This window comes from Telluria antibiotica, assembly GCF_011682055.1.
Taxonomy (GTDB): domain Bacteria; phylum Pseudomonadota; class Gammaproteobacteria; order Burkholderiales; family Burkholderiaceae_D; genus Telluria; species Telluria antibiotica.
The window spans coordinates 73,947-97,787 of record NZ_JAAQOM010000010.1; the positions used below are offsets into that span (position 1 = coordinate 73,947).

At 66.2% G+C, this 23,841-nt stretch carries 23 protein-coding genes and 1 other RNA gene; 13 read left to right on the top strand and 11 right to left on the bottom strand.

Going from position 1 to position 23,841, the window contains the following annotated elements; all coding sequences use genetic code 11:
* Positions 1-42 precede the first annotated feature (42 nt).
* From HAV22_RS17070 to HAV22_RS17080, 3 genes are read left to right on the top strand one after another with little or no spacing between them, the layout of a single operon-like run.
* Positions 43-438 carry a GntR family transcriptional regulator gene (locus HAV22_RS17070; protein ID WP_166860616.1) on the top strand — a complete coding sequence of 132 codons (396 nt, stop codon included), beginning with the start codon at positions 43-45 and terminating at the stop codon, positions 436-438.
* On the top strand, positions 435-1,307 hold the full coding sequence (locus tag HAV22_RS17075) for an ABC transporter ATP-binding protein (protein ID WP_166860618.1): 873 nt from the start codon (positions 435-437) through the stop codon (positions 1,305-1,307). Before HAV22_RS17070 ends, HAV22_RS17075 begins: the two co-directional genes overlap by 4 nt.
* On the top strand, positions 1,304-2,731 hold the full coding sequence (locus tag HAV22_RS17080) for a hypothetical protein (protein WP_166860620.1): 1,428 nt from the start codon (positions 1,304-1,306) through the stop codon (positions 2,729-2,731). Before HAV22_RS17075 ends, HAV22_RS17080 begins: the two co-directional genes overlap by 4 nt.
* A gap of 13 nt (positions 2,732-2,744) precedes the next feature.
* Here HAV22_RS17080 and ggt read toward each other — a convergent pair whose 3' ends face one another.
* The 3 genes from ggt to HAV22_RS17095 all read right to left on the bottom strand — a co-directional run bounded on the left by ggt (position 2,745) and on the right by HAV22_RS17095 (position 5,632).
* Positions 2,745-4,499, bottom strand: a complete 1,755-nt coding sequence (gene ggt, locus HAV22_RS17085) for a gamma-glutamyltransferase (protein WP_166860622.1) — start codon at positions 4,497-4,499, stop codon at positions 2,745-2,747.
* 34 nt (positions 4,500-4,533) lie between these two features.
* Positions 4,534-4,956, bottom strand: coding sequence for a hypothetical protein (locus tag HAV22_RS17090; protein ID WP_166860624.1), 423 nt, complete (start codon positions 4,954-4,956; stop codon positions 4,534-4,536).
* 79 nt (positions 4,957-5,035) lie between these two features.
* Positions 5,036-5,632, bottom strand: coding sequence for a glutathione S-transferase (locus HAV22_RS17095; RefSeq protein ID WP_166860625.1), 597 nt, complete (start codon positions 5,630-5,632; stop codon positions 5,036-5,038).
* 128 nt (positions 5,633-5,760) lie between these two features.
* Here HAV22_RS17095 and HAV22_RS17100 point away from each other — a divergent pair, with 128 nt between their 5' ends.
* From HAV22_RS17100 to HAV22_RS17110, 3 genes are read left to right on the top strand one after another with little or no spacing between them, the layout of a single operon-like run.
* Positions 5,761-6,969, top strand: coding sequence for an acyltransferase family protein (locus HAV22_RS17100; RefSeq protein WP_166860626.1), 1,209 nt, complete (start codon positions 5,761-5,763; stop codon positions 6,967-6,969).
* A 44-nt stretch (positions 6,970-7,013) separates the two neighbouring features.
* Positions 7,014-7,898 (top strand): dienelactone hydrolase family protein, encoded by an 885-nt coding sequence (locus HAV22_RS17105; protein ID WP_166860627.1) that lies wholly within the window; start codon positions 7,014-7,016, stop codon positions 7,896-7,898.
* Positions 7,898-8,458 carry a nucleotidyltransferase family protein gene (locus tag HAV22_RS17110; protein ID WP_166860629.1) on the top strand — a complete coding sequence of 187 codons (561 nt, stop codon included), beginning with the start codon at positions 7,898-7,900 and terminating at the stop codon, positions 8,456-8,458. Before HAV22_RS17105 ends, HAV22_RS17110 begins: the two co-directional genes overlap by 1 nt.
* 222 nt (positions 8,459-8,680) lie before the next feature.
* Here the strand turns inward: HAV22_RS17110 and rpoH are convergent, their stop codons facing one another.
* The 5 genes from rpoH to ftsY form a co-directional block, all read right to left on the bottom strand.
* The gene (gene rpoH / locus HAV22_RS17115; RefSeq protein ID WP_166860630.1) at positions 8,681-9,571 is read right to left on the bottom strand and encodes an RNA polymerase sigma factor RpoH; all 891 of its coding nucleotides are present in this window, start codon (positions 9,569-9,571) and stop codon (positions 8,681-8,683) included.
* Between the two features lie 444 nt (positions 9,572-10,015).
* Complete coding sequence (locus HAV22_RS17120; RefSeq protein WP_166860632.1) at positions 10,016-10,660, bottom strand: hypothetical protein; 645 nt, start codon at positions 10,658-10,660, stop codon at positions 10,016-10,018.
* 182 nt (positions 10,661-10,842) lie between these two features.
* Positions 10,843-11,763, bottom strand: a complete 921-nt coding sequence (ftsX, locus tag HAV22_RS17125; protein ID WP_166860633.1) for a permease-like cell division protein FtsX — start codon at positions 11,761-11,763, stop codon at positions 10,843-10,845.
* A complete protein-coding gene (locus HAV22_RS17130; RefSeq protein ID WP_166860635.1) occupies positions 11,760-12,425 on the bottom strand; it encodes a cell division ATP-binding protein FtsE in 666 nt (221 codons plus the stop codon). Before HAV22_RS17130 ends, ftsX begins: the two co-directional genes overlap by 4 nt.
* Positions 12,426-12,432: 7 nt before the next feature.
* Positions 12,433-13,587 (bottom strand): signal recognition particle-docking protein FtsY, encoded by a 1,155-nt coding sequence (gene ftsY / locus HAV22_RS17135; protein WP_166860636.1) that lies wholly within the window; start codon positions 13,585-13,587, stop codon positions 12,433-12,435.
* A gap of 183 nt (positions 13,588-13,770) precedes the next feature.
* Between ftsY and HAV22_RS17140 the strand changes: the two genes are divergently transcribed.
* Positions 13,771-14,472: a YjjG family noncanonical pyrimidine nucleotidase gene (locus tag HAV22_RS17140; RefSeq protein ID WP_166860638.1), complete on the top strand. Its 702-nt coding sequence runs from the start codon at positions 13,771-13,773 to the stop codon at positions 14,470-14,472.
* A gap of 7 nt (positions 14,473-14,479) precedes the next feature.
* Here HAV22_RS17140 and HAV22_RS17145 read toward each other — a convergent pair whose 3' ends face one another.
* A complete protein-coding gene (locus HAV22_RS17145; RefSeq protein WP_166860639.1) occupies positions 14,480-16,180 on the bottom strand; it encodes a thiamine pyrophosphate-binding protein in 1,701 nt (566 codons plus the stop codon).
* A gap of 124 nt (positions 16,181-16,304) precedes the next feature.
* Between HAV22_RS17145 and rnpB the strand changes: the two genes are divergently transcribed.
* From rnpB to HAV22_RS17165, 4 genes are all read left to right on the top strand, one after another.
* Positions 16,305-16,644, top strand: an RNA gene (rnpB, locus tag HAV22_RS17150) — RNase P RNA component class A.
* A 30-nt stretch (positions 16,645-16,674) separates the two neighbouring features.
* Positions 16,675-18,168 carry a glycerol kinase GlpK gene (gene glpK, locus HAV22_RS17155; protein ID WP_166860640.1) on the top strand — a complete coding sequence of 498 codons (1,494 nt, stop codon included), beginning with the start codon at positions 16,675-16,677 and terminating at the stop codon, positions 18,166-18,168.
* A gap of 78 nt (positions 18,169-18,246) precedes the next feature.
* Positions 18,247-18,750, top strand: coding sequence for a hypothetical protein (locus tag HAV22_RS17160; protein ID WP_166860642.1), 504 nt, complete (start codon positions 18,247-18,249; stop codon positions 18,748-18,750).
* 248 nt (positions 18,751-18,998) lie between these two features.
* Complete coding sequence (locus HAV22_RS17165) at positions 18,999-19,334, top strand: hypothetical protein (RefSeq protein WP_166860643.1); 336 nt, start codon at positions 18,999-19,001, stop codon at positions 19,332-19,334.
* A gap of 338 nt (positions 19,335-19,672) precedes the next feature.
* Here the strand turns inward: HAV22_RS17165 and HAV22_RS17170 are convergent, their stop codons facing one another.
* On the bottom strand, positions 19,673-20,329 hold the full coding sequence (locus HAV22_RS17170; RefSeq protein ID WP_166860645.1) for a YcxB family protein: 657 nt from the start codon (positions 20,327-20,329) through the stop codon (positions 19,673-19,675).
* A 267-nt stretch (positions 20,330-20,596) separates the two neighbouring features.
* Here HAV22_RS17170 and HAV22_RS17175 point away from each other — a divergent pair, with 267 nt between their 5' ends.
* Together HAV22_RS17175 and HAV22_RS17180 are read left to right on the top strand one after the other, a co-directional pair.
* The gene (locus HAV22_RS17175) at positions 20,597-21,010 is read left to right on the top strand and encodes a hypothetical protein (RefSeq protein ID WP_166860646.1); all 414 of its coding nucleotides are present in this window, start codon (positions 20,597-20,599) and stop codon (positions 21,008-21,010) included.
* Positions 21,011-21,224: 214 nt separating this feature from the next.
* Positions 21,225-22,862, top strand: coding sequence for an outer membrane protein assembly factor BamB family protein (locus tag HAV22_RS17180; RefSeq protein ID WP_166860648.1), 1,638 nt, complete (start codon positions 21,225-21,227; stop codon positions 22,860-22,862).
* A gap of 21 nt (positions 22,863-22,883) precedes the next feature.
* Here HAV22_RS17180 and HAV22_RS17185 read toward each other — a convergent pair whose 3' ends face one another.
* Positions 22,884-23,834, bottom strand: a complete 951-nt coding sequence (locus tag HAV22_RS17185) for an AAA family ATPase (protein ID WP_166860649.1) — start codon at positions 23,832-23,834, stop codon at positions 22,884-22,886.
* Positions 23,835-23,841 lie beyond the last annotated feature (7 nt).

A 23,841-nucleotide genomic window follows, 5' to 3' on the forward strand; every position in this document is an offset into this window, starting at 1 on the left:
TTTTTCGTCCTACTGTATTACTCAATTAATACAGTAGACGCCATGCCAACCCATCCCGCCTCCCTGTTTTCGATCGCGACCGGATCGCCGGAACCGATCTACCGCCAGCTCGTCGAGCAGGTCCGGCGCCTGTCGGCCAGCGGCCAGCTCCGGCCCGGCGACGAGATGCCGTCCGTGCGCGAGATCGCCCAGGCGCTCACGTTGAATCCGATGACCGTGTCGAAGGCCTACGGCCTGCTGGAAATGGAAGGCGTGCTGGCGCGCCGGCGCGGGCTCGGCATGGTGGTGGCCGAGTCGGCTGCGCCGGCCGCGAAAGCCGACATCGTCGGCCTGCTCCGTCCCACGCTCGAGCGCGCGGCCACGGAGGCGCGCCAGCTCGAACTCGATTCGGACACCGTCCTCTCCCTGTTCGCAACCATTCTGAAGGAAACAAAATGAGTGCCCCCATCGTTCGCATGTCTTCGGTCAGCAAGCATTTCGGCAGCCAGCGGGTGCTCGCGGGGCTGGACTGGCAGATCGCGCCCGGCCAGGTGGTCGGCCTGCTGGGCCGCAACGGCGCCGGCAAGTCCACGCTGCTCGAGTGCATGCTCGGGCTGCGCGAGGCCGACGCCGGCGGCGTGTCGCTGTTCGACGAGGACGTGGCCGCGCTGTCGGAGGACGCGCGCGGCCGCATCGGCTACGTCCCGCAGCGGACCGACCTGTTCGACTGGCTGACGCCCGTGCAGATGTTCGACTACTTCCGCGCCATGTATCCGCGCTGGAATGCGGCCAAGGTCGAGGGCCTGCTGTCGCGCTGGGGCTTCGGGCCCGACCTGCGCAACAAGCCGATCAAGCGGCTGTCCGGCGGCGAGCAGCAGAGACTGGCCATCATCCGCGCGCTGGCGCACGATCCGGTCCTGCTGATCCTGGACGAACCCGTGTCCGCACTGGACCCCGTCGGCCGGCGCGAATTCCTGCGCGAGCTGGTCGACCAGGTGATCGAGCGCGGCACGACCGTCGTGTTCTCGACGCACATCCTGTCCGACCTGGAGCGCGTCGCGTTCGACCTCGCGTTCCTGAAGGATGGCCGCATCGCGCTGCAGGGCCAGACGGACGCGCTGCTGGAAGGCGCGCGCCGTATCGTCGTGCCGGCCGCCACCTTGTCGGTCGCACCGCTGGCGGGAGAAGTGCGCCGGCGCCACGAGGGCGCGATGACGAGCGTGATCGTGCAGGCGCCCGGCGACGACGTCGCGCGTCTCGCGCGCGAGCCGGGCGTGCGCGTGGAACCGCTCAGCCTGGAAGACCTGTTCATCGAGGTGACGCAATGAACGCCGCGCTGTACGACTATCGGATGATCTGGCGCGCGGCCGCGGCGCAGCGCGAGCCGGGCGGGGTGCGCGCCGTGTGCGCGATCGCCGGCGTCGTCGTCGCCTGCGGCCTCATCGTGGCCATTCTCGGCGACCTGCAGGCCCTGCAAGCGCTGCGCTTCATCATCGCCGCCGCCTTCATGGCGCTGGCGTTCATCTGGACATTCCTGTTCGTGCCCGGTTCGATCCGCATGAATTCGCCCATCAACGCGTGGCTGCTGCCGCGCCAGCGTCGCCGCCTGCGGCAGATGACGGCAGCGTACTGGTTCGTCGCCACGCTCGGTATCGCGTACGGCCTCGGCAACTGGCACGTGCTGCCGCTCGTCGCGTTCGCCACGCTGGGGATGGCGCTGCTGATGGCGGGGAACAAATACGTGCCTTACCTGATGATGTTGGGCGGGAACGGGCCGTGGCTTGTGCAGGTCATGCTGCCGCCGGCGTGGGCGGCGCCGATGACCGGCAACGCTGCCCTCTGGACACTGGACGTCCTGCTCCTGCCCGCTGCGGTGTGGGGCCTACGCTGGCTGTATCCTGCCGGCGGCGACGCCTATTTCGGACGGCGTGACGATCAGCTCAAGCGCGTGAACCAGTTCGCCTTGCGCACACAGGACAAGCAGCCCACGGCGCAAGGCATGGTCGGGCAAGGCAATCTCTCGTTCTACCGTGTCGCACTGCGCTGCGATCGGCGCCGCGCCGACCCGGCCACCATGCTGATGCATGCGCTGGGCCCGACGGCACACTGGACTGCCTGGATCGGCGCCATCGCCGTCATGCTGCTCATCGCCGTCGGTGCGAATGTCGCGCTGGGCCGGTGGCAAGGCGCCGCCGTGCAAGCGTTCGTCGGCCAGATCGCCATCGTCGCTCCCGGCGCGCTGGCGTTGATCGTCTTGTTCAGCACGGCCCAGTACGGCCAGCAACTGCGCCGCACGCGAGGCGAGCAGGCCTTGCTGCGCCTGACGCCACTGGCCGGCGATGCCGCGTTGCTGAACCAGCGCCTCGCCACACGCATGCTGCGTCAGGCGCTCTCGATCTGGGTCTTGTTGACCGTGGCCATCGCCGCCGTCGTGCTGCCGTTCGCCACCGGCCCGGATGCGCTGCTGCGCCAACTCGTCCTGTGCTGCGTGGCCGGCCAGGCGGCAATGATGGGTCTGCTGAGCGATTATGCGAGCGAACGTGGCGGCTGGAACCCGGCGCTGGCATTGCGTGCTGCCGCCTACGTCGCCGCCCAGGCGCTCGTGGCCATGGGCCTCGCCAACGTGACCGGCACGACGGTGTGGCCATGGCTCATCGCGATCTCGCCTGCCATCTGCGCCGTGCAATTGCGGCTCGACTGGAAGCGCATGCTGGCCGCGCCACCCGCGTTCCCGGCGGGGCGGATGGCGTGATCAGGGCGCGGGTTCAGTGCCCGCGCTTCTGCACGAGCGCCGTGCCGATGCCGTGGCGGTGGCCTTCGCTGACGGCCGTCACGGTGCCGTCCGGGTTGAACACGATGGCGTTGGCGGCGCCGATTTCTTCGGGGTTCGCTTCCCACTTGTGGCCGAACTGTTCCAGCGCCTGGGCTTGCGGGGTGCCCGTAAAACCCGGTTCGACGGCCGTCTCCTTGGCGTTGCGCTGCGACAGCCGCGGCGCGTCGATGGCCTGGTCCATCGGCATGCCGAGATCGACGTAGTTGACGATCGTCTGCAGCACCGTCGTGATGATCGTGGCGCCGCCCGGGCTGCCGATGGTGAACGCGGGCTTGCCGTCCTTGAACGCGATCGTCGGCGCCATGCTACTGCGCGGGCGCTTGCCCGCTTCCGGGATGTTGGGTGCGGGGCCCGTGAAGTCGAAGTCCGTCATCTCGTTATTCAGCAGGAAGCCGTAGCCCGGCACGACGATGCCGCTGCCGCCCCATGATTCGATCGTGAACGTGTAGGCGACGACGTTGCCCCATTTGTCCGACACCGTCAGGTGCGTCGTGTGCGTGCCTTCGCGCATGATCAGGTCCTGCTGCGGGCGCAGCGGGAAGCTGCGGTCGTTCTCGTACAGGAAGGCGTCGCCGGCGGGGACGACGCCGGCCGCGCGGTCGGGGCGGATCAGCGAGCGGCGCTGCGCCGCGAACTGCTTCGACAGCATGCCTTCGATGGGCGCGTCGACATATTCCGGGTCGCCGACATAGGCGTTGCGGTCGGCGAACGCAAGGCGGCTCGCTTCCAGGTACAGGTGCTCCGCGTTCGCGCGCGGCATGGACTTCAGGTCGAAGCCTTCGAGGATGTTCAGCGCCTCGGCCACCGTCACGCCGCCGCTGCTGGGCGGCGGCATGCCGTACACGTCGTAGCCGCGGTACGTGGAGCGGATCGGCTGGCGGATGCGCACCTCGTAGTTCGCGAGGTCGGCGAGGCTCATCGTGCCGGGGCGGACCTGGCTGCCGGCCGTGACGGGCGGCCGGTTGACGGCGGCGACGACGGCCTGCGCCAGCGGGCCTTCGTAAAACGTTTTATATCCTTTCGCCGCGAGCTCGCGGTAGGCCTTGGCGAGGTCCGGGTTCTTGACGATCGTCCCCGTCGGCAGCGCCTTGCCGTTCTTCAGGTACAGGCGGCTCGTCGTCTCGAACATGCCGAACTTCTTTTCGTTCCCGACGATCAGGCCGTGCATCGTCTCGCTGACGGGGAAGCCCTTCGTCGCGACCTGGATCGCGGGCGCCAGCACCTGCTTGAACGACATCGTGCCGTAACGCTCCAGCGCCTCGTGCCAGCCGCGCACGGTGCCCGGCACGCCGACGGACGCGCCGCTGGCGACGGCCGTGTCGAAATCGATCGCCTTGCCGTTGTCCTGGAAGACGGTCGGGCTGAACGACGCGGGGGCCGTCTCGCGGTGGTCGATCGTGATCACGCGCTTGTCCTTCGCGAGATACACGACCATGAAGCCGCCGCCGCCGATGCCGCAGCTGAACGGATCGGTGACGCCCAGCGTGGCCGCCGCCGCGACGGCCGCGTCGACGGCGTTGCCGCCCTTGTCGAGGATGGCGATCGCGGCGGCCGACGCCTTTTCGCTGATCGTGGCGACGGCGCCCCCTGTCCCCGTGGCGACGGGCGTCTTGGCGAGGGCGAGCGGCGGCGCGAGGACGATCGAGAGGATCAGTCCGCAAGTGAGGGCTTTGACGGAAGTGGTCATGGCTGGCGCAGGAAGTGGATGTGGGTGGCGGCGCTCATCGGGGCGGGGCCGTGATCTTGAGCGTGACGGGAATGATGTCGCCCGGCCGCATCGTGCCGGCCGCGCGTGCGGGCGGGATCGCGGACGTGTCGAGGGCGATGCGGGCGCCGTGCAGCGACGGCGGCGTGGCCGTCGGCTGGTCGGGGCCAAGCGTGAATTCCTCGGCGCCGTCCGGGCCGTGGACGACGAAGCGGAAGATCAGCCGTCCGGCCCACACGCAGCGGGTGTTCGCGGGGCAGCGGCTGTCGCTGTAGCTGTCGTACGTGAGGACGAGGCCATGCGCCAGGGCGACGCTCTGCTCAGGGCGGAGCGGATACACGGCGTCCTGCGGCGGCGCGGCGGCACAGCCCGCGAACAGGGAAAACGACGCCGCCACGAGGGTGGCGGCCAGAGCGGCAAGCGGGCGCGGCGGCGTCATGAAGCGTCCTTTGTTTGCGAACAGCCAATCATAACAAAACCGCCCGTCGGGGCCGGTGCGATTCGGCCAGTGCGGCCGTTCAATCGATCGGATAGCGGCGGAAGACGGGCAGCGCTTCCGCGCGCGCGGTCCACGCGGCCAGGCGCGGGAAGGCATCGCCCGCGACGATCTGCGGCACCATCAGCCGGACGAACGACCACGTGACGGCGGCGCTGACGGCGGCCTGGTCGAGGGCGTCGACGTCGAATGCGTCCGCCTCGGCCTCGAGCAACTTCAATGCGGCGAGCAATTGTTCCTGCACGCGGTCGAGCCAGGGCTGGTGTATTTTTTCCGCCGGACGCAGGTTGTGCTCGTAGACGATCTGCGCCGTCTTTTCGCACGCGGCCAGCGCGGGGCCGATCGCGCGCAGCGCACGCGCACGCGCGGCCGGGGCGGCGGGCAGCAGGGAGCGGCCCGTCAGCGCGTCGCCGTATTCGAGCATCAGCGTGGAATCGATGAGGAACGAGCCGTCGTCCAGCACGAGCGTCGGCGCCTTGACCGTCGGGTTGATGGCCGCGAATTCGTCGAAGTTGCGGAAGACCGACAGCGCCTTGTGTTCGAACGGGATGTCCTGCAGGTCGAACGTGATGGCCACGCGGCGGACGAAGGGCGAATCGAGCATGCCGATGAGTTGCATGGAACCTCCTGTGTTGGGTGGTCTTCCATTCTATTGGCTTTCGGGCAACCTTGCCGACCATGCATCAGGACTTGACGACAGCCCGCCTTCGCCGGATAGTTGAAATCGTTTTCATAACGGAGGCGACGATGGGCGAGCCGATGCGTTTCGATGCGGAGATAGGGGCCGGCATGGCGCCGGCGGCAGCGCGGCCGGGCGCGGCCACGGGCGCCCGCGCGCCGCGCGTGGTCGCCATCGACCTGCTGCGCGGCCTGGCCGTGATGGGCATGGTGATGGTCGCGTACGCGGGCGGCTGGGACGACCGGTTCACGTTTCTCACGCATGCGTCGTGGCGCGGGTTCGCCATCGCCGACATGATCTTTCCGGCGTTCCTGTTCTGTGCGGGGGCCGCGCTGCCGTATGCGCTGCGTCGGCGCGAGGGCCAGGGCAGGGCGGCCCTCGCGGGCCACGTGCTGCGCCGTTCCGCGATCCTCGTCGCCCTGGGCGTCTTCCTGAACCTCCTGCCGGGGTTCGACGTTGCCCACGTCCGCCTGCCGGGCATCCTGCAGCGCATCGGCCTGTGTTATGCGATCGCCGGCACGGGATGCGCGCTGGCGCTGCGCCGCGACGGCCTGCGCGTGGGCGGGCTCGTCGCGGCCATCGCCGTGCTGCTGGCGGGCTATGGCGCGCTGCTGCTCGCGTGGGACGCGCCCGGCTGCGGCCGCGCGTGCTTCGATTCCGCGCACGCGCTGCCGGCCGTCGTCGACCGCGCCGTGTTCGGCGTCGCGCACCTGTGGCCGTGGGGGCGGACGGGCGACGTCGTCACCTACGACCCGGAAGGTCTTGTGTCCACATTGGGCGCGCTCGTCAACATGCTGCTGGGCGTCGCCGCATCCGTGCTGCTGATGCGGTCGCACAGGCGCGCCACCTTGACGGCCATCGCCATCGCCGGCGCGGCGTGCCTGCTGGGCGGGCTGCTGCTCGATCCCCTCATGCCGGTCGTGAAAAAACTGTGGACCCCGAGCTTCGCGCTGCTGTCCGGCGGCTTCACGTTGCTGGCGCTGCTCGCGCTGATGCGGCTCGTGCCGCCAGGCCGCGCAGCCCCGGCATGGACGCGGCCCGTGCTTGCCTTCGGCACCAACGCGACCCTGGCCTTCGTCGGCATCACGTTGATCGATACTGTGATGCAGCTGCCGCTGGGCGGTGCGGGCAGCGCGCACGACCGGCTGGCGGCCCTGCTGGCGCGCGCGATTCCCGAGCCGCGCGTCGCGTCGGCCGCGTACTCCGCGCTGCTGCTGCTCGTGCTCGGGGCAGGGCTGTGGCAGCTGTACAAGCGGCGGATCGTCGTCCGGATCTGAAAGGGCGTATGCTGGCGCTCATTTGAACCCGACCGGAGACTGAGATGACGCGTTTGAGCGCAGCGGATTTCGACCCCGAGGTATTAGGCCTGTTCGACGGCTATGTCCACGGCCGCGTGTCGCGCCGCGATTTCCTCGCGCGCGCGGGCCGCTACGCTGCCGGCGGCACGACGGCCGCCACCTTGCTGGCGCAGCTGTCGCCGTCGTTCGCGGCGCCGCTGGTCGCCCCGGCGGACGCGCGCTTGAAGATCAGCCACCTCGACTTTTCCTCGCCTCACGGTTACGGCAAGGTGCATGGCTATCTGGCGCAGCCGGCGAATGCGACGGGCAAGCTGCCCACGGTCCTCGTCGTGCACGAGAACCGCGGCCTGAACTCGCACATCGAGGACATCGCGCGCCGCATCGCGCTCGACGGCTATATCGCCTACGCGCCGGACGCGCTGTACCCGCTGGGCGGCTACCCCGGCGACGAGGACAAGGCGCGCGAGTTGTTCCCCAAGCTGGACCAGGCCAAGACGCGCGCCGACTTCATCGCCGCCGCGCACGGGCTCGCGACGCTGCCGCAGGGGACGGGCAAGGTCGTCGTCGTGGGCTTTTGCTACGGCGGCGGCATCGCCAACTACCTCGCGACACAGCTGCCGGACCTGGCGGCAGTCGTGTCGTTCTACGGCATGCAGCCGCCGGCGGCCGACGTGGCCCGCATCCGCGCGCCGCTGCAGATCCACGACGCCGGCAACGATGAACGCGTACTGGCCGGCTGGCCCGCGTACGAGGCGGCGCTGAAGGCGAACCACGTCGATTACCAGCACTTCGTCTACCCCGGCGTCGAGCACGGCTTCAACAACGACACGACGCCCCGCTACGACGAGGCCGCGGCCAGGCTGGCGTGGTCGCGGACGATGGCGTTCTTCAAGGCGAAGCTGGCGTAGTGGAACGGCTGGCCGCGCTGCAGGCGCTGATCGCGTCCGACCAACGGCGCATGGACGTGCTGCGTGCCGTGCGCGCTCTCGGCCTGCCGGATTGCTGGGTGGCCGCCGGGTTCGTGCGCAACTGCGTGTGGGATCACGTGCACGGGCTTGCGGCGTCGCCGCTTTCGCAAGATATCGACGTGATCTGGTTCTATGCGGAGCAAGGCGACGCGGCCCGGGATGCCTCTCTCGAACGGGCGTTGCGGGACCGGGATGGGACTCTGGACTGGTCCGTCAAGAACCAGGCACGGATGCACGTGCGCAATGGCGATGCGCCATATGCCTCCGCCACGGATGCGATGCGGTACTGGCCGGAGACGGCGACGGCGGTCGGTGTCCGGCTTGGCCAAGACGATACCCTCGAGGTGGCGGCGCCGTTCGGGCTGGACGACCTGTTCGGACTGGTTGTCCAGCCGACCCGGCGTTTCGCCGAGGAGAAACGGGCGGTCTACCTGGCGCGCTTCCGCGCCAAGGACTGGCCGGGCCGCTGGCCTCGGCTGCGAATCGAGATGCCTGCCTGAAATTCGGGGTCAGAGCACTTTTTCTGAAAAATTCAGGGTCAGAGCACATTTTTTCGATGTGCACGAACGGCCCCGTTCACGACCAATGGCGACGCGATCGGGGCGATGGCGTCTTGCCGGAAGGGGATCTGACCCCGAACTTTTAAAATAATGTGCTCTGACCCCGAATTTGGGCAAGAAAAAAGGCACCCGCAGGTGCCTTCGTCGTTGGCTGTGGATGGCTTACATGTAAGCCGCCAGCGAGGTTTTCATCTTTTTCAGCGCGGCCGATTCGATCTGGCGGATGCGCTCGGCCGACACGCCGAATTCCTCGGCCAGCGTGTGCAACGTGGCACCGGAACCGTCGTCGTTGGCCAGCCAGCGGGCTTCCACGATGCGGCGCGAACGCGGGTCCAGCTTGGACAGGGCCGTTTCCAGGCCTTCCGACTGCAGGCGCACCTGCTCTTCGCCTTCCAGCACCTTCGTCGGTTCCTGCTGGTCCGAGGACAGATAGGCGATCGGCGAGAACTTGTCGTCTTCGTCGTCGGTCGGCGCTTCCAGTGCGATGTCGCGGCCGGACAGGCGCGTTTCCATTTCGATCACTTCTTCGCGCTTGACGTCGAGCATCTTGGCCAGATCGTCGACTTGCTGCGGCGACATGGCATCGAGGCCCTGCTTGTTGCTGCGCAGATTGAAGAACAGCTTGCGCTGCGCCTTCGTCGTCGCAACCTTGACCAGGCGCCAGTTCTTCAAGATGTATTCGTGCATCTCGGCCTTGATCCAGTGCATGGCATAGGACACCAGGCGCACGCCCTGGTTCGGGTCGAAGCGCTTGACTGCCTTCATCAGGCCGATATTGCCTTCCTGGATCAGGTCGGCGTGCGGCAGGCCGTAGCCCAGGTAGCCGCGTGCGATCGAGACGACCAGGCGCAGGTGAGACATCACCAGCTTCTGAGCCGCATCGAGATCATTCTTTTCCTGCAGGCGCGTTGCCAGCGACACTTCTTCTTCGTGGGTCAGCATCGGCAGGCGGTTCACTGCCGAGATATAGGCGTCGATATTACCGAGATTGCCACTGAAACCCAGCCCCAGAGCACGACTGCCGGCCGGGACCAATGCGGATTGTGCGGACATAGTCACTCCCTCTGTTAAGCTGCTGCATCGTCTCGCCATCTCCAGGGCCCCGGAGGCACCACTGGCTGGCTTGTGTCGGGATGCTGACGGTGCTATCAAAACCATTTCCCGCGATAGTCTGACGTTATATTAGCACTCTCTTGAGGTGAGTGCTAGGCGGCACCATATTCCTGGAGACGGGTTTAAGTTTCGTTAAAGTATTGTCCACAGGAACCAAAAACCGAGGCCGGTTCAACTGTAGAGCAGGGCATCAGCGATTCAAATGATGTACGTCAAGTGTGACACTCGTAACGTTTGAAAGTCGTAGAAGACAGGTTAGGCGACTCATGCTGCGCCTTCTGTTTGCTGGCGCACGTTGTCGTGTAGGCGAATGCCTCGTGTCCGCTGCCGGATTAGACTGGCCAGCAGCGGATGGGTTCACAGGGCCAGTGCGATCTGCTCGGTCTAAATTGGCTGAACAGCAAACCAGGTTGCCGGCAGGCGATCATGGCCAGCAAGCCATGGCGGCAGCTTTGGATCGAGCCAGCCGATGACTTCCACGCCTTTTGTGTGCAGATCGATCAGGGCGGGCGTTAGCCAAAGCAATTGTTCGTGATGGAAGACACGGTTCCGCAGCTCTCGGATCTGATTGAGCGCAGACGACACGGTATGGCGCTGGCGCTGCGATTTCGGACAGCGGGGGAAGACGAGGCGCAGATCCTTCCACAGTATCGACTGAAAGTGGACGTTAAACAGCGAACTCCAGAAGCCGAAGGCCAGCTCGGCAATGATTTTGTCGGGCGTAAGGGCTTCCGCCCGGCGTTGCAGCTTGACTTTTGCGTTGCCAACCTCGCGGACCTGCCATGCGAACGACGCGTTGTTCGTCCATGCTTCCCACCAATCCGTGCGCAGGTACAGAGTCGTCAGGCGCTGATGAACGCCGTTCTTCAGCGCGATCTCGATGTCGTTCAGCATGGGCATCGTTGCTTCCGCAAGCAGCAGGTTGTTCACATATGCCCTTGCCGCCCTCGACTCGTCGCCATCGCATGCGGCGCGATAACGTCCCAGCCGGGCCGACGAAAAATGCCTTTCGAGATCGCTCCAATCCATCGTGAATCACCTTTGAATGAGGTACTTACGACGGTATACTGCAGGCGCAGCCCTAGGTTTTGTCCTCTCCCAGCCTCCATACTGGTGATGACGCCAGGTCAGTTCTGGTCCCGTTCCGCGGGACCACCCCGGATTCGAAAAACCCGCCTGATGGTGGGTTTTTTTATGGACCAGCGAGGCGGTCAGTTCAACCGCGCCAGATGCCGCTGCACCGACAACATGGCCCCGACGAGCCCGAGCCCCGCGCTGATCGCCAGCAAGCCCGCCATGCCGAGCGGCGGCAGCGGGGCCAGCTGGAATTCGGATGCGTACAGGCGGGCGAACTCGGCGATGGCCGTGTTCAGCGGACGCAGCGCCAGCGTGACGGCGCCCAGCGCCACCGCGCCCGCGCACAGGCCCAGCAGCGCGCCCGTGTAGTAGAACGGACGGTGGATGAAGTTGTCGGTCGCGCCCAGCAGCTTCGACACGGCGATCTCCTCGCGCTGCGTCAGCACCTGCAGGCGGATCGTGTTGAACACGACGGCGATCACGACGACGCCCAGCGTCACGGCGAGCAGCAGCAGTGCCAGGCGCAGCACGCCCAGCAGGGCGGCCAGGCGCTTGACCCAGGCCGAGTCCACCTGCACGGAATCGACACCCGGCAGCGCGCGCATCTGCTCGGCGATGCCGTCCACGCGCGCGGCGTCGGCGCGACTCGTAAAACCTTCGAGCTTCATCACGTAGCTGTCCGGCAGCGGGTTGTCGCCCAGGGTCTCGATCACGTCCGTGAGGCCGCTTTTTTCCTTCAGGCTCGCGAGCGCCTGCTCGCGCGGCACGAACGTGACTTTCGCGTGGGCGCCGTGCAGGATGCGCTGCAATTGCGGCGCGAGCGCCTGCGCCTGGTCGCGCGGCGTGTCGGCCTTGAGGAACAGGCTGAGTTCCGGGTCGACGGACAATTCTTCCGACAGGGGACGCACGTTGTCGAGCAAGGTGACGCCCGCGAACGGCAGTGCCAGCGCGACGGCGACGACGAGCACGTTGAACAGGAAGCTGCCCGGCGCCTTGCGCACGTGCGACAGCGCGGCGCCGAGGGCGAAGCGGTGCTGGCGGAACCAGTTGTTCATGCGGCACCTCCCACCACGTGGCCGTGTTCGAGGCGAATCACGCGTGCCGCCTTGTCCAGGATTTCGTCGTCATGGGACGAGATGACGCAGGTGACGCCCACGGAATGAAACGCGTGCAGCGCGTCGATGACCTTGTCGGCGGCGGCGCGGTCGAGGTTCGCGGTCGGCTCGTCGGCCAGGATGATCTGCGGGCGGTTGACGATGGCGCGGGCGATCGCCACGCGCTGCTGTTCGCCGCCGGACAGCGCCATCGGCAGCGCCAGCGCGCGGTCGAGCAAGCCGACCTTGTCCAGCGCAGCGCGGGCGCGCTGCTCGGCCTGCGCGGCGTGCGCGCCGGTGACGAGCAGCGGCAGCATCACGTTGGCCAGGATGTGGCGGTCGTTGAGCAGGCGCTGGTTCTGGAAGATCAGGCCCAGGTTGCGGCGCAGGAAAGGGATGCCGGCCTTGCGGATGCGGCTCACGTCCTGTCCGTTCACGATCACGCGGCCGGACGTGGGCCGTTCGATCGCGGCGACCATCTTCATCAAGGTGGACTTGCCGGCGCCGGACGGGCCGGCCAGATACACCAGCTCGCCCTTGGCGATGTTCAGGGACACGTCCGCCAGCGCGAGCGTGCTGGCGGAATCCGAGTACTTCTTGGAGACGGACTGGAATTCGATCATCGCGTGTTTATCCCAGCAGCGCCTCGGCGAATTCGTCGGCGCTGAAGGGTTGCAGGTCCTCCAGTTTCTCGCCCACGCCGATGAAGTACACCGGCACGGGACGCGTGCGCGCGATGGCGGCCAGGATGCCCCCCTTGGCCGTCCCGTCCAGCTTCGTGATCACGAGGCCCGTCAGCTGCAGCGCGTCGTCGAACGCCTTCACTTGCGCGAGCGCGTTCTGGCCCGTGTTGCCGTCGATGACGAGCAGGATCTCGTGCGGGGCATCGTCCATGCCCTTGCCGATCACGCGCTTGATCTTCTTGAGCTCTTCCATCAGGTGCAGCTGCGTGGGCAGGCGGCCGGCCGTGTCGACCATGACGACGTCCACGCCGCGCGCCTTGCCCGACTGGACGGCGTCGAACGCGACGGCGGCCGGGTCGCCGGACTGCTGCGAGATGACGGTGACGTTGTTCCTCTGGCCCCAGACCATCAGTTGCTCGCGCGCGGCCGCGCGGAACGTGTCGCCGGCGGCCAGCAGCACGGACTGTTCATGGTGCTGCATGTGCTTGGCCAGCTTGCCGATGGTCGTCGTCTTGCCGGCGCCGTTGACGCCCGCGATCATCATCACGAGCGGTTCGTGGCGGCCCAGTTCAAGCGGCTTTTCGAGAGGGCGCAGCAGGTCGACGAGCAGGCCTTTCAACGCCACCTTGACGGCGGCGGCATCGAGCAATTTGTCTTCCTTGACCTTGCGCCGCAGGTTGTCGAGCAGGTACTGGGTCGCGTCCATGCCGGCGTCCGACATGAGCAGGGCGGACTCGAGTTCCTCGTACAGGTCTTCGTCGATGCGCGCGCCGACGAACAGCAGCGACAGGTTGGTCGACGTCTTCGCCAGGCCGGCCTTCAGGCGCGACATCCAGGAACGCTTGGCTTCCGCTTCGCTGACGGGGCGTTCGGCCGTTTCGGGGAACAGCTGGCCATCGTAGGCGGACGATGCGGTTTCTACCGGAGCGGTGTCGACCGCCGCGGTGTCGACCGCCGCATCGTCGCCACCGCCGAACAGGCGGCGCAGGAAACCCGGCTGCTCGGCCGCCGGCTCGGGCTGCGCGTCGGGGGCAGGCGCTGCGGGTTCGACCGCGGCCGGCGTCTCGGCTTCAGGTTTTTTCTTTTTGAAGAAACTAAACATTGTGTAATTCGGGAGGGCGGCAAGTGCCGAAAGGGTCGCGCGTATTCTACCAGAGCGGGCCCGGTTCCCCTTGTCGGGTAACCGGAAAGCAATCGGGCACGTCAAGACCACGGCAGGCCACGGCACTGGTATCCTGTCATTTCCGAAAGACCACTTGCCGCGCCCGGCGGCGCGGCGCTCGCCATGAAACACCGTCTCTTCCTGTTCGACCTCGACGACACCCTGCTCGACTTCAAGGCGTCCGAACGCCTGTCGTTCGACCGCACGATGCGTGCGCTGGGCCTGCCCGCGCTGCCGGACGGCCTGTTCGTCCGCTACCAGGCGATCAATATGGCACTCTGGAAGCGTTTCGAGACGGGCGCCGTCGCCAAGGACGTGCTGAAAGTCGAACGGTTCCGCCAGACGTTCGACGCGACGGGCCTCGACCTCGACCCGGAAGCGGCCAGCCGCCTGTACCTGGAATCGCTGTCGAACACGGTCGTGCTGATCGACGGCGCACGCGAGCTGTGCGAGACGCTGGCCGCCATCGGCGAAGTGGGCATCATCACGAACGGCGTGGAGCACATCCAGCACCGCCGCATCGCCAGCTCGGGCCTGCGCGACCACGTCTCGTTCGTCGCGACGTCCGAAGCGTGCGGCCACGCCAAGCCCGACGGCCGCTTCTTCGATTACACGGTCAACATGGCGCGCGCGTTCAAGCACGCGGAGACGGTCATCGTCGGCGACCGGCTCGATGCCGACATCCTGGGCGCGAACCGGTTCGGCATCGAAAGCTGCTGGTTCAATCCCGGCGGCCTCGCCAACGACACGGAGGCGCTGCCCACCGTCGAAGTGGCGCGCCTGCACGACGTCGTGCCCGCGCTGCGCGGGCTCGTCGTCGCCTGACGAAGCGTCAGCCGGCCTTTGCCGCCTGCGCGTTGCGGCGGATCGTGTCCAGCGTGGCGCCCGGCGTGATCAGGTTGCCGTCGTAGCGCAGCTCGATCAGCGCCGGCAGGTTTTGCGTGCGCGTGAACTCGATGGCGCGCGCGAGGGCCGGGCCGAAATCGGCCGTCGTCTCGACCGCCTCGCCGTGGCCGCCGTAGGCTTTGGCCAGCGCGGCGAAGTCGGGATTGTGCAGCTGCGTGCCCGACACGCGGCCCGGATAGGTGCGCTCCTGGTGCATGCGGATCGTGCCGAACATGCCGTTGTTGAAGACCAGGAAGATGACGCCCGCGCCGTACTGCACGGCGGTCGCCAGTTCCTGGCCCGTCATCATGAATTCGCCGTCGCCGGCAAAGCACACGACGGTGCGCTCCGGCCGGACGATCTTCGCGGCGACGGCCGACGGCACGCCATAGCCCATTGCGCCGCTCGTCGGCGCGAGTTGCGTGCGCATCGCGCCGTAGCGCCAGAAGCGGTGCGCCCACGTCGCGTAGTTGCCGGCGCCGTTCGTGATGATCGTGTCGCGGGGCAGCGTGGATTGCAGGTCCTGCACCATCTGCCACAGGTCCAGCGGCGCCGTGCCGTCCTTGAAGATGGCGGGGCGTTCCTGCCACGCGCGCAGTTCGGCCTTCGCGTCTTCGACCGTGTGGAGCCACGCCGACGCATCGACGGGTTCCATCGCCGCGAGCATGCTTGCGGCCTGCGGCGCGCCGCTGGCGATCATCAGCTCGGCCTGGTAGACGCTGCCCAATTCTTCCGGATCGGGGTGGATGTGCACGAGGCGCTGGCGCGGCACGGGCGATTCCAGCAGCGAGTAGCCGCTCGTCGTCATCTCGCCCAGCCGGGGGCCGAACGCGATCAGCACGTCGGCTTCTTTGACGCGCGCCGCGAGCTTCGGATTGATGCCGATGCCCACGTCGCCCACGTACTGCGGATGCTCGTTGTCCAGCAGGTCCTGGAAGCGGAACGCGCACGCGACGGGCAGGGCGTTCGCCTCCGCGAACCTCCGCACGTCTGCGCACGCTTGGTCTGTCCACGTGCCGCCGCCCAGCAGCAGCAGCGGTTTTTTCGCCCCCGCCAGCATCGTGCGCAGCTGGTCGATCTGCGCGGCCGATGGCGCGCCCTGAGTCGGCTGGTAGCGGCGCGTGTCCGCGACTTCCGCGCGTGCGACGAGCATGTCTTCCGGCAGCGCGAGGACGACGGGGCCCGGACGGCCGCTGGTCGCGACCTGGAACGCGCGCGCCATGTATTCGGGGATGCGCTCGGCGCGGTCGATCTGCGCGACCCATTTCGCCATCTGGCCGTACATGCGGCGGTAGTCGATTTCCTGGAACGCTTCGCGGTCCATGAAGTCGGTGCCGACCTGGCCGATGAACAGGATCATCGGCGTGGAATCCTGGTACGCCGTGTGCACGCCGATGGAGGCGTTCGTCGCGCCGGGGCCGCGCGTGACGAAGCAGATGCCGGGCTTGCCCGTCAGCTTGCCGTAGGCCTCGGCCATGAACGCGGCGCCGCCTTCCTGGCGGTTGATGACGAAGCGGATGTCCGAATCGTGCAGCGCGTCCAGTACGTCGAGATAGCTTTCGCCGGGCACGCCGAAGGCGGTGTCCACGCCGTGGACCTGGAGCGCATCGACCAGGATCTGGCCGCCGCTGCGGGAAGGGTGCGTCATGGTGAGGTCGTCCTTATCACGATGGAATCCGGGCATTCTATGCAACTCGTCCGGCACTGGCTTTTGAAATAGCGACACGAGCTTTCACAAAAGGCAGCGGCGCATCGGGTACAATGCTTCCCGTGAAGCAGGCCAGACAGCCGCTGGTCCACGCCGCAAGGTCGTGGGCGGGAGGAAGGTCCGGACTCCACAGAGCGGGGTGACGGTTAACGGCCGTCCGCCGAAAGCCTGGCGCAAGCCGGGTATAAGGCGAGGAATAGGGCCACAGAGACGAGCGTATTAAGTTACGGTGAAACGCGGTAACCTCCACCTGGAGCAATTCCAAATAGGCACGCGTTGAGGTTGCTCGCGGAGCGTGCGGGTAGGAAGCTTGAGCGCCGGAGTAATTCGGCGCCTAGAGGAATGGCTGTCATAGCGTCCGCAAGGGCGTTACACAGAATCCGGCCTATCGGCCTGCTTTACACATCATTCACGGCCCGGGGAGTTCGACGACGATGCGTTACATCCTCGCCCTCGACCAGGGCACCACCAGTTCGCGCGCCATCCTGTTCGACCGCCAGGGCCAGCCCGTGCGCATCGCCCAACAGGAATATCCCCAGCATTTTCCGCAGCCCGGCTGGGTCGAGCACGACCCGCTCGACATCTGGCGCAGCCAGCTCGCGTGCGCGCGCCAGGTCCTCGCGGACAGTGGCGTCGCTGCGGCCGACATCGCCGCCATCGGCATCACGAACCAGAGAGAAACGACCGTCGTATGGGACCGCGCGACGGGCGAGCCGCTGTGCCACGCCATCGTCTGGCAGGACCGGCGCACGGCCGAACTCTGCGACGACTTGCGCGCCGCCGGCAAGGCCCCGCTCATCGCGCGCAAGACGGGGCTCGAACTGGACGCCTATTTTTCCGCGACCAAGCTGCAATGGCTGCTCACGCACGTGCCGGGCGCGCGGGCGCGCGCGGAGCGGGGCGAGCTCGCATTCGGCACCGTCGACAGCTGGCTCACCTATAAACTGACGGGGCGCCACGTCACGGACGCGAGCAATGCATCGCGCACCATGCTCTTCAATATCAACAGCCTGCGCTGGGACGCCGAGTTACTGTCGCTGTTCGGCGTGCCGGAATCCATGCTGCCGGAAGTCGTGCCCAGTTCCGGCATCGTCGCGGAGGCCGACCCCGCGTGGTTCGGCCGCGCGATCCCCATTGCCGGCATCGCGGGCGACCAGCAGGCGGCCACGTTCGGCCAGGCCTGCCACCGGCGCGGCATGGTCAAGAATACGTACGGCACCGGCTGTTTCATGCTGATGCACGCGGGCGACACGCCGCCGCAATCGCACAACCGCCTGCTGGCCACCGTGGGCTGGACCATCGCCGGCCACACCGACTACCTGCTGGAAGGCAGCGTGTTCATGGGCGGCGCCACCGTGCAATGGCTGCGCGACGGTCTCGGCATCATCAAGCAGTCGGCCGACGTCGAGGCGCTCGCCTTGTCCGTGCCGGACAGCGGCGGCGTGATGCTCGTGCCGGCCTTCGTCGGCCTCGGCGCGCCGCACTGGGACGCATATGCGCGCGGCACCATCGTCGGCATGTCGCGCGGGACGACGGCCGCCCACGTCGCGCGCGCCGCCGTCGAGGCCATCGCCTACCAGAGCGCGGAACTGCTGGCCGCCATGCAGAAAGACGCCGACTGCGCCGTGCACGAAGTGCGCGCGGACGGCGGCGCCGCGCGCAACGACCTCTTGATGCAATTCCAGGCCGACCTCCTGGGCGTGCCCGTCGTGCGCCCGCAGGTGACGGAGACGACGGCCCTCGGTGCCGCCTCCCTCGCGGGCCTGGCCGTCGGCTTCTGGTCGTCGCGCGACGAGATCGCGGCCCAGTGGAAGAGCGAACGCCGGTTCGAGCCGCAATTGCCGGCCGCCCGGCGCGCCGAGATGATGGCGCGCTGGTCGCGCGCGGTCGCGCACGCGCGCGCGTGGGCCGCGCCCGACCCGCACTGAAGCGTCGCGTGCGGCCGCGCCCGGGCGGATCGGGCACAATCGGCGCGACATCGTCGATTCGTTGCGACCGGAGGCGTCTTGAAATTCCTGAAGATTTTCTTTTCGAGCGCGCATGCGATGCTCGGGTTCCTGTTCGTGCTCGTCTCCGTGCTGATCACGGTGCTGGCCGTGCAGACGGGGTGGCGCGCCATCGGCGCCGATCTTGAAGAGAGCGCCGAGATGGCCATCGAGGCGATCGGCCTTTTGGCCATCGCCGTCGTGTCGCTGCAGATCGCCCAGACCATCACCGAGGAAGAAGTCGTGCGCGACGCTCACATCAGCGCGCCCACGCGCGTGCGGCGCTACCTGTCGCGCTTCATGGTGGTCGTCGTGGTCGCGCTGTCGATCGAGGGCCTCGTCGGCACGTTCAAGGCCCTGCACGAGGAACCGGAGCTGCTGCCGCACGCGGCGTCCGTGCTGATCGCGGCCGGCGTGCTGCTGTCGGGCTGGGGCGTGTTCATCCGCATGAACAAGGCCGCCGAGGAGTTGGAGCCGGAGGCGATGGAAGCCGCGAAGAGTGAGGATTCGAAGGTCGACGAATAGGGTAGTCAGCGTCCCAAGCGCGCAGCCCGGCGCGGGATGTCCGCATCCTACCGCGTATCAAAGCGACGATAGCGAATTGACGTCGTCCCCACGGACGTCGTATCCGTAGCGAGACGGTTGTATCGGAGGGGTGGCATGAGGTTGAGCATGACCTTCGATATAAATATCCTTCGCACTGGGATAATGAAGATGATCTGTATCGCGCATTAAATGGTGTGGTCGCTACTCTTGAGACTGCTGAGTGGAGCATGAAGAAAATCTTCGATGAGCTCTCGTACAAACATTATCGGAAAAAAAATTGGGTCGCAATGTTGCATACAGCTTTAAGGATGAGGGTGGAAGCGAAGCTCTCCTCCGAGATCGCAGATATCTTCGATGCAGATATTTCTTTGGCGAAGGAATTTTTTCGAATCAACAAACAACTCGTCGTAAAATCGTTATGCATGTTGGAACAAAAAATTCCTATTAACATGGATAATATAATATATTTGTGGAACTATGTCTCCGTGGGTAGCGAGAAAATCAGTGAGATTACCCCGGATTTTCTTTTGGACAATTTTGCACGCGATCTGGCTCGGCTATAGTGGTAAGGTCTTGCTAATAATAGGTTTTTGTATTGTTTTGGAATTTCGAGTAATGGTATTACACGACAAGATAAAAAATCGTTTGTTGTGTGATTTGGCGATTAACGTGTAATTTCCCTGGATGATTTTTCATTGCTGTTTGTGCGCTACCAATGTATGCACGTCCGTTGAGCTCTCGCTTAACGGATCCATCTGAAAGTATGTTGCGTAGGTCGCGCGACGATAGTCGTGCTGGTCGCTCTGGCATTGCGTTCCCTCCGCGAGGCGTAAGAACGCGGCCAGGTTCAGGTCGCGTGATGGAAGTCGCAAAGAGCGAGGACGCGAAGGTCGACGAGTAATCACTTGCCGCCGCGCGCCCGCGCGAAACGGCGCAGGGCTGCCATCTGGCCGCGGTCCAGGCAGCGGTACGGGATCGGGATCGCGCCCTGCGCATACATCAGCAGGAAACCGCGCCGATAGCGGCGTACGCCGCGGATGTCGGCCCAGCTGCGCGCCACCGTGCCGGCTCGCGTCGTGCGTTCGATGCCGGTGGCGTCGATGCGGAAGGCGCAGCGCGGCATCCGGCGTTTCTTGTACAGGAACACGGGGGTGCCGATGAGCACGACCCAGGCGCTGACGGCGGCGGGCAGGCACGCGAGTGCCAGGCCGCCGCACGCGAGCGCGGCCGTCCTGGCCCAGCCGGGCCCGATCATCCAGGCGATGGCCAGGGCAATGACGGCGAACGCAACGGGCACGAGCGTCTGCCGCAGGCGCTGCGCGGGCGCCATCCGGCGCACTGTCGACGTCAAGTGGTCGTGCACGAAGCCGAGGTATTCGGGCAGCGTGTAGACGACGTCGAACCGGATCGCCGGCGCCACCGCCGGCGCGGCCGCGTCGCGTCCGTCCGGCGGGTCGACCGTCAGCGCATGGCCGGCCGCCTCTCGCGCGGCGTGCCGGACGACCTGCATGGCCACTTCCTTGCGGTGCAGCGGACGTGGATGGCCGGTGCCGAACATGGCGTCTCCTGATCGTGAACGATGCCGGCCATATGGCGACCGCTGGGCTTATTGCAATAGTCGCAACAGAGTAGGCGCACAAAAATTCCTGGCGTCATCTGCTCAATGTGAAATTGTGAGAGCTTTCCGTTGACTTTCGTCGATATACTGCCGGGTAAGAGTCTTTCCTTTCAATCATCAAGGGTATCCGGCGCGATGCCGTTCCTTTTGCAGATCGCACGGCATTGGCATGCATATGCTAAATCGCCGGGGTTTATCGAGAGTTTTATGTTTGTTGGGCAAATCATCCTCCCCGAAAATGCCGACTTCGACTGCCTGTTGAACCAGGTATTGATGTGGTGGCCGGAAGAACTGGTGGGCGACGACGCTGACGCCGGGGCCCGGCAATCGTCGGTCGCCCATCTGTACGAAGCGAGCATCGCCCCGCGGGCGATCCAGTCAGCCAGCATGCTGCTCGTGCAGCTCGACTGGGTCCTGTACGGCATCGTCATGGAGTTGTCGCGCAAGGTCTCGCGCGTGCGCGTGAAAGACATCCGGCCGCAGCTCATCAAGGACCGATTCCACGCATTGCTGACCCATAGCGCGCTGCCGCAACTGCTCGGTGAACGGGACTGGGACGGCTCGTTCGAGCGTGACGAACTCGTGAATTATTTGCGCACCGAAGACATGGCGATCGTTTGACCATCATATAACTAGCTTTCTATCAATAAATATGTCCATTGTGACAATTAGAGAGTTTGTACATACCCATCCGATGGCATGATGCGCGGTTGCGGGTGGGTCTATATCTGTCCGCGCAGCAAACACCACGATAACGACAACCGCATGCGTCGCAACGACGTCGAGCATGCGCATCGGCCGCCGCGCGGCCACTAGGGAAATGATGAAAAAGACAATGGAATTGACCCTCCTGGGCCGGACTGCGATCGGCCTGGCCTGCCTGGCTCTTACCGCCTGCGGTGGCGGCAGCGATGGCGGCAGCACCGGCAGCAATGGCGGCAGCACTGGCGGCACGCCGCCGCCGCCGCCCGTGGCTGCCGCGCCGGAGGTCAAGCTCCTGTCCGGCGGCGTCACGCGCTACGCCGCCCAGAGCGCCCCGGTGGCGTTCGACGTGCAGATCAAGCCGAGTTTCACGCCGGCGGGCACGCTCGTCGTCACCGCCAGCGACAAGGCGGGCGTGATCGGCCAGCAGGTCGGCGTCACGGCGGGCACGGACGGCAGCTATGTGCTCTCGCTGGCGACTGTCACCGACACGCCCCCTGGTCACTATACCGGCGACATCACGCTGAAGCTGTGCGCCGATCAGGCCTGCGCCACGCCGCAGACGGTGCCTTCGATGACGGTGCCTTATGACGTGACCGTATTGGGATCCGGGACGGCCTGGCCGGGCGACCACCTGACTGCGCTGACGCCCTGGACCGATGTGCCGGACTGGAGCAATTTCCAGGGCAACGCCGCCCATACCGGCTATGTGCCGGTGGAAATCAAGCCGGAACAGCTGCTGCCGCGCTGGAAGATGGGCGCGCTCAGTCAGGCCAGCAATTATTATTCGGCCTACACGGCGACGCTGGTCGCTGCCGACGGCATCTTCTATGCGGCCGGGAACAACCAGCTCAAGGCGCGCAAGGAATATGACGGCAGCACCGTCTGGTCGTACGACGTCAGCACGATGGCGAGCCCGTCGGTCAATCCGCCTGCGGTCGCCAACGGCATCGTCTACATGGGCGCCGGCCAGCAGCCGACGACGGTGTTCGGCTTCGATGCCGCCAGCGGTGCGGTGCGGTTCCGCGCGCCTGTCGGTTCACAGTGGGGTTTCGGTTCCATGACGGCGGTCGCGGTGGACGATGCCGCCTACACGAACGGCACCTATGGCGGGCTGTATGGCATCTCTGCGGCCGGGGAGCCGATGTTCGTCGCGAACGTCAGCCAGAACGCGTTGTCGATCCCGGCCGTGGACGCGAGTGCCGCCTATCTCTTCGATGGCACGCTGCAGGTCATCGACCGCAAGACAGGGAAGCTGCTGAGCTCCGCGCGCGACGGCAGCAATGCCTATACGTTCCAGATGGGCGGTGCGCCCGTGCTGGGCGCCCCGGGCAGCCTGTTCGTTGCGCGTTACGGCAATGCGTCGACGTATGGCGGCACGAACGGCAATGAACTGCTCCGGTTCAACATCGCCAAGAGCTATGTCGACTGGCGCATCCCGGGCAACTATTCGCTCACGCCGGCTTATGCTGCCGGTGTCGTGTACGCGCCGAACACCAATCCGTACCGCGTCGAAGCCCGGGGCGAGACCGATGGCGCGCTGCAATGGTCGTGGACCCCGCCGCAAGCCGCGGAAGTGAGCTGGGTGGCTGAACCGCTCGTCACGAAGAACCTGCTGTTCGTCAGCACCAACGTGGCGACCTACGCGATCGACCTGCGCAGCCACAAGACGGTGTGGAGCTATCCGGCGGCAGGCAAGCTCGCGCTGACGCGCAGCGGCATCCTGTACATCCAGAACGCCGACGCGCTGGTGGCCTTCAACGTCAAGTAAGCATCCAGCGAACGGGGCGGGTCAGAACCCGATCCGCCCCTTGCCCGGCGTCGGCTTGAGCCGGATGTCGTCGACCTTGACGTGCGCCCGCCCGTCCGCGACGGCATAGCCGAGCCCGTCCAACAAGGTCTTGCGCAGGTCGCGCGGCGACACGCCCGCGAGCCTGTCCAGCACGACGTCGTCCAGCCGCGGATCGAACGCGGATAGATTCAGCTCGCGCAGCAGGCCCGCATACATGCGCTGGGCGATCCCGGCGGCCTGTTCCGGCGTCGGCGCCGGCACTTCGTACACGGCCATCCGGTTCAGCAGCGGATGCGGAATGCCTTCGGTGGAGTTCGCCGTCAGCACCCAGAAGATTTGCGACGCGTCGATGTCGACGTCGATGAATTCGTCGCGGAACGCGCTCGCCGTTTCCGGCTCCAGCAACTGATACAGCGCGGCGAGCGGGTCGGATTGCGAGGAGCCCGTCGCCTTTTCCACCTCGTCCAGCACGATCACCGGGTTCGCGAACTGCCCGCGCACGAGGCGCTCGGCCACCTTGCCGCACTTGGCGCCGCGCCAGCTGGCCGAGCTCCCCGTGATGACGAAGCCGGCCGACAGGGCATTCATGCTGATCAGTTCGCAGTCGGTCTGCATGACCTTCGCCAGGCGCTTGGCGAAATGCGTCTTGCCCACGCCCGGGCCGCCCAGCAGCAGGATCGGCATGACGTTGAACCCTTTGTCGCCGGCATGGGCCAGGCGCAGGTAGCGCGCGAGGTCGTCCAGGACGTCGTCGAAATTGGGACATTCCTCGAACAGCGGGTCGAGCGCGTCGATGGAAGAGGGCGTGGTGACGAAACGTTCGGCCCCGGTCTCGAGCATGCGTTCGTAGAACGCTTCGAGTTCGGGAGAACGTCCGCGGCTGCGGTCGAGCGCGCCTTGGACCTCGTTGAGGTCATACACGGCGCGGCTCCGGGCCAGTGTGATGCTCATGGCAATC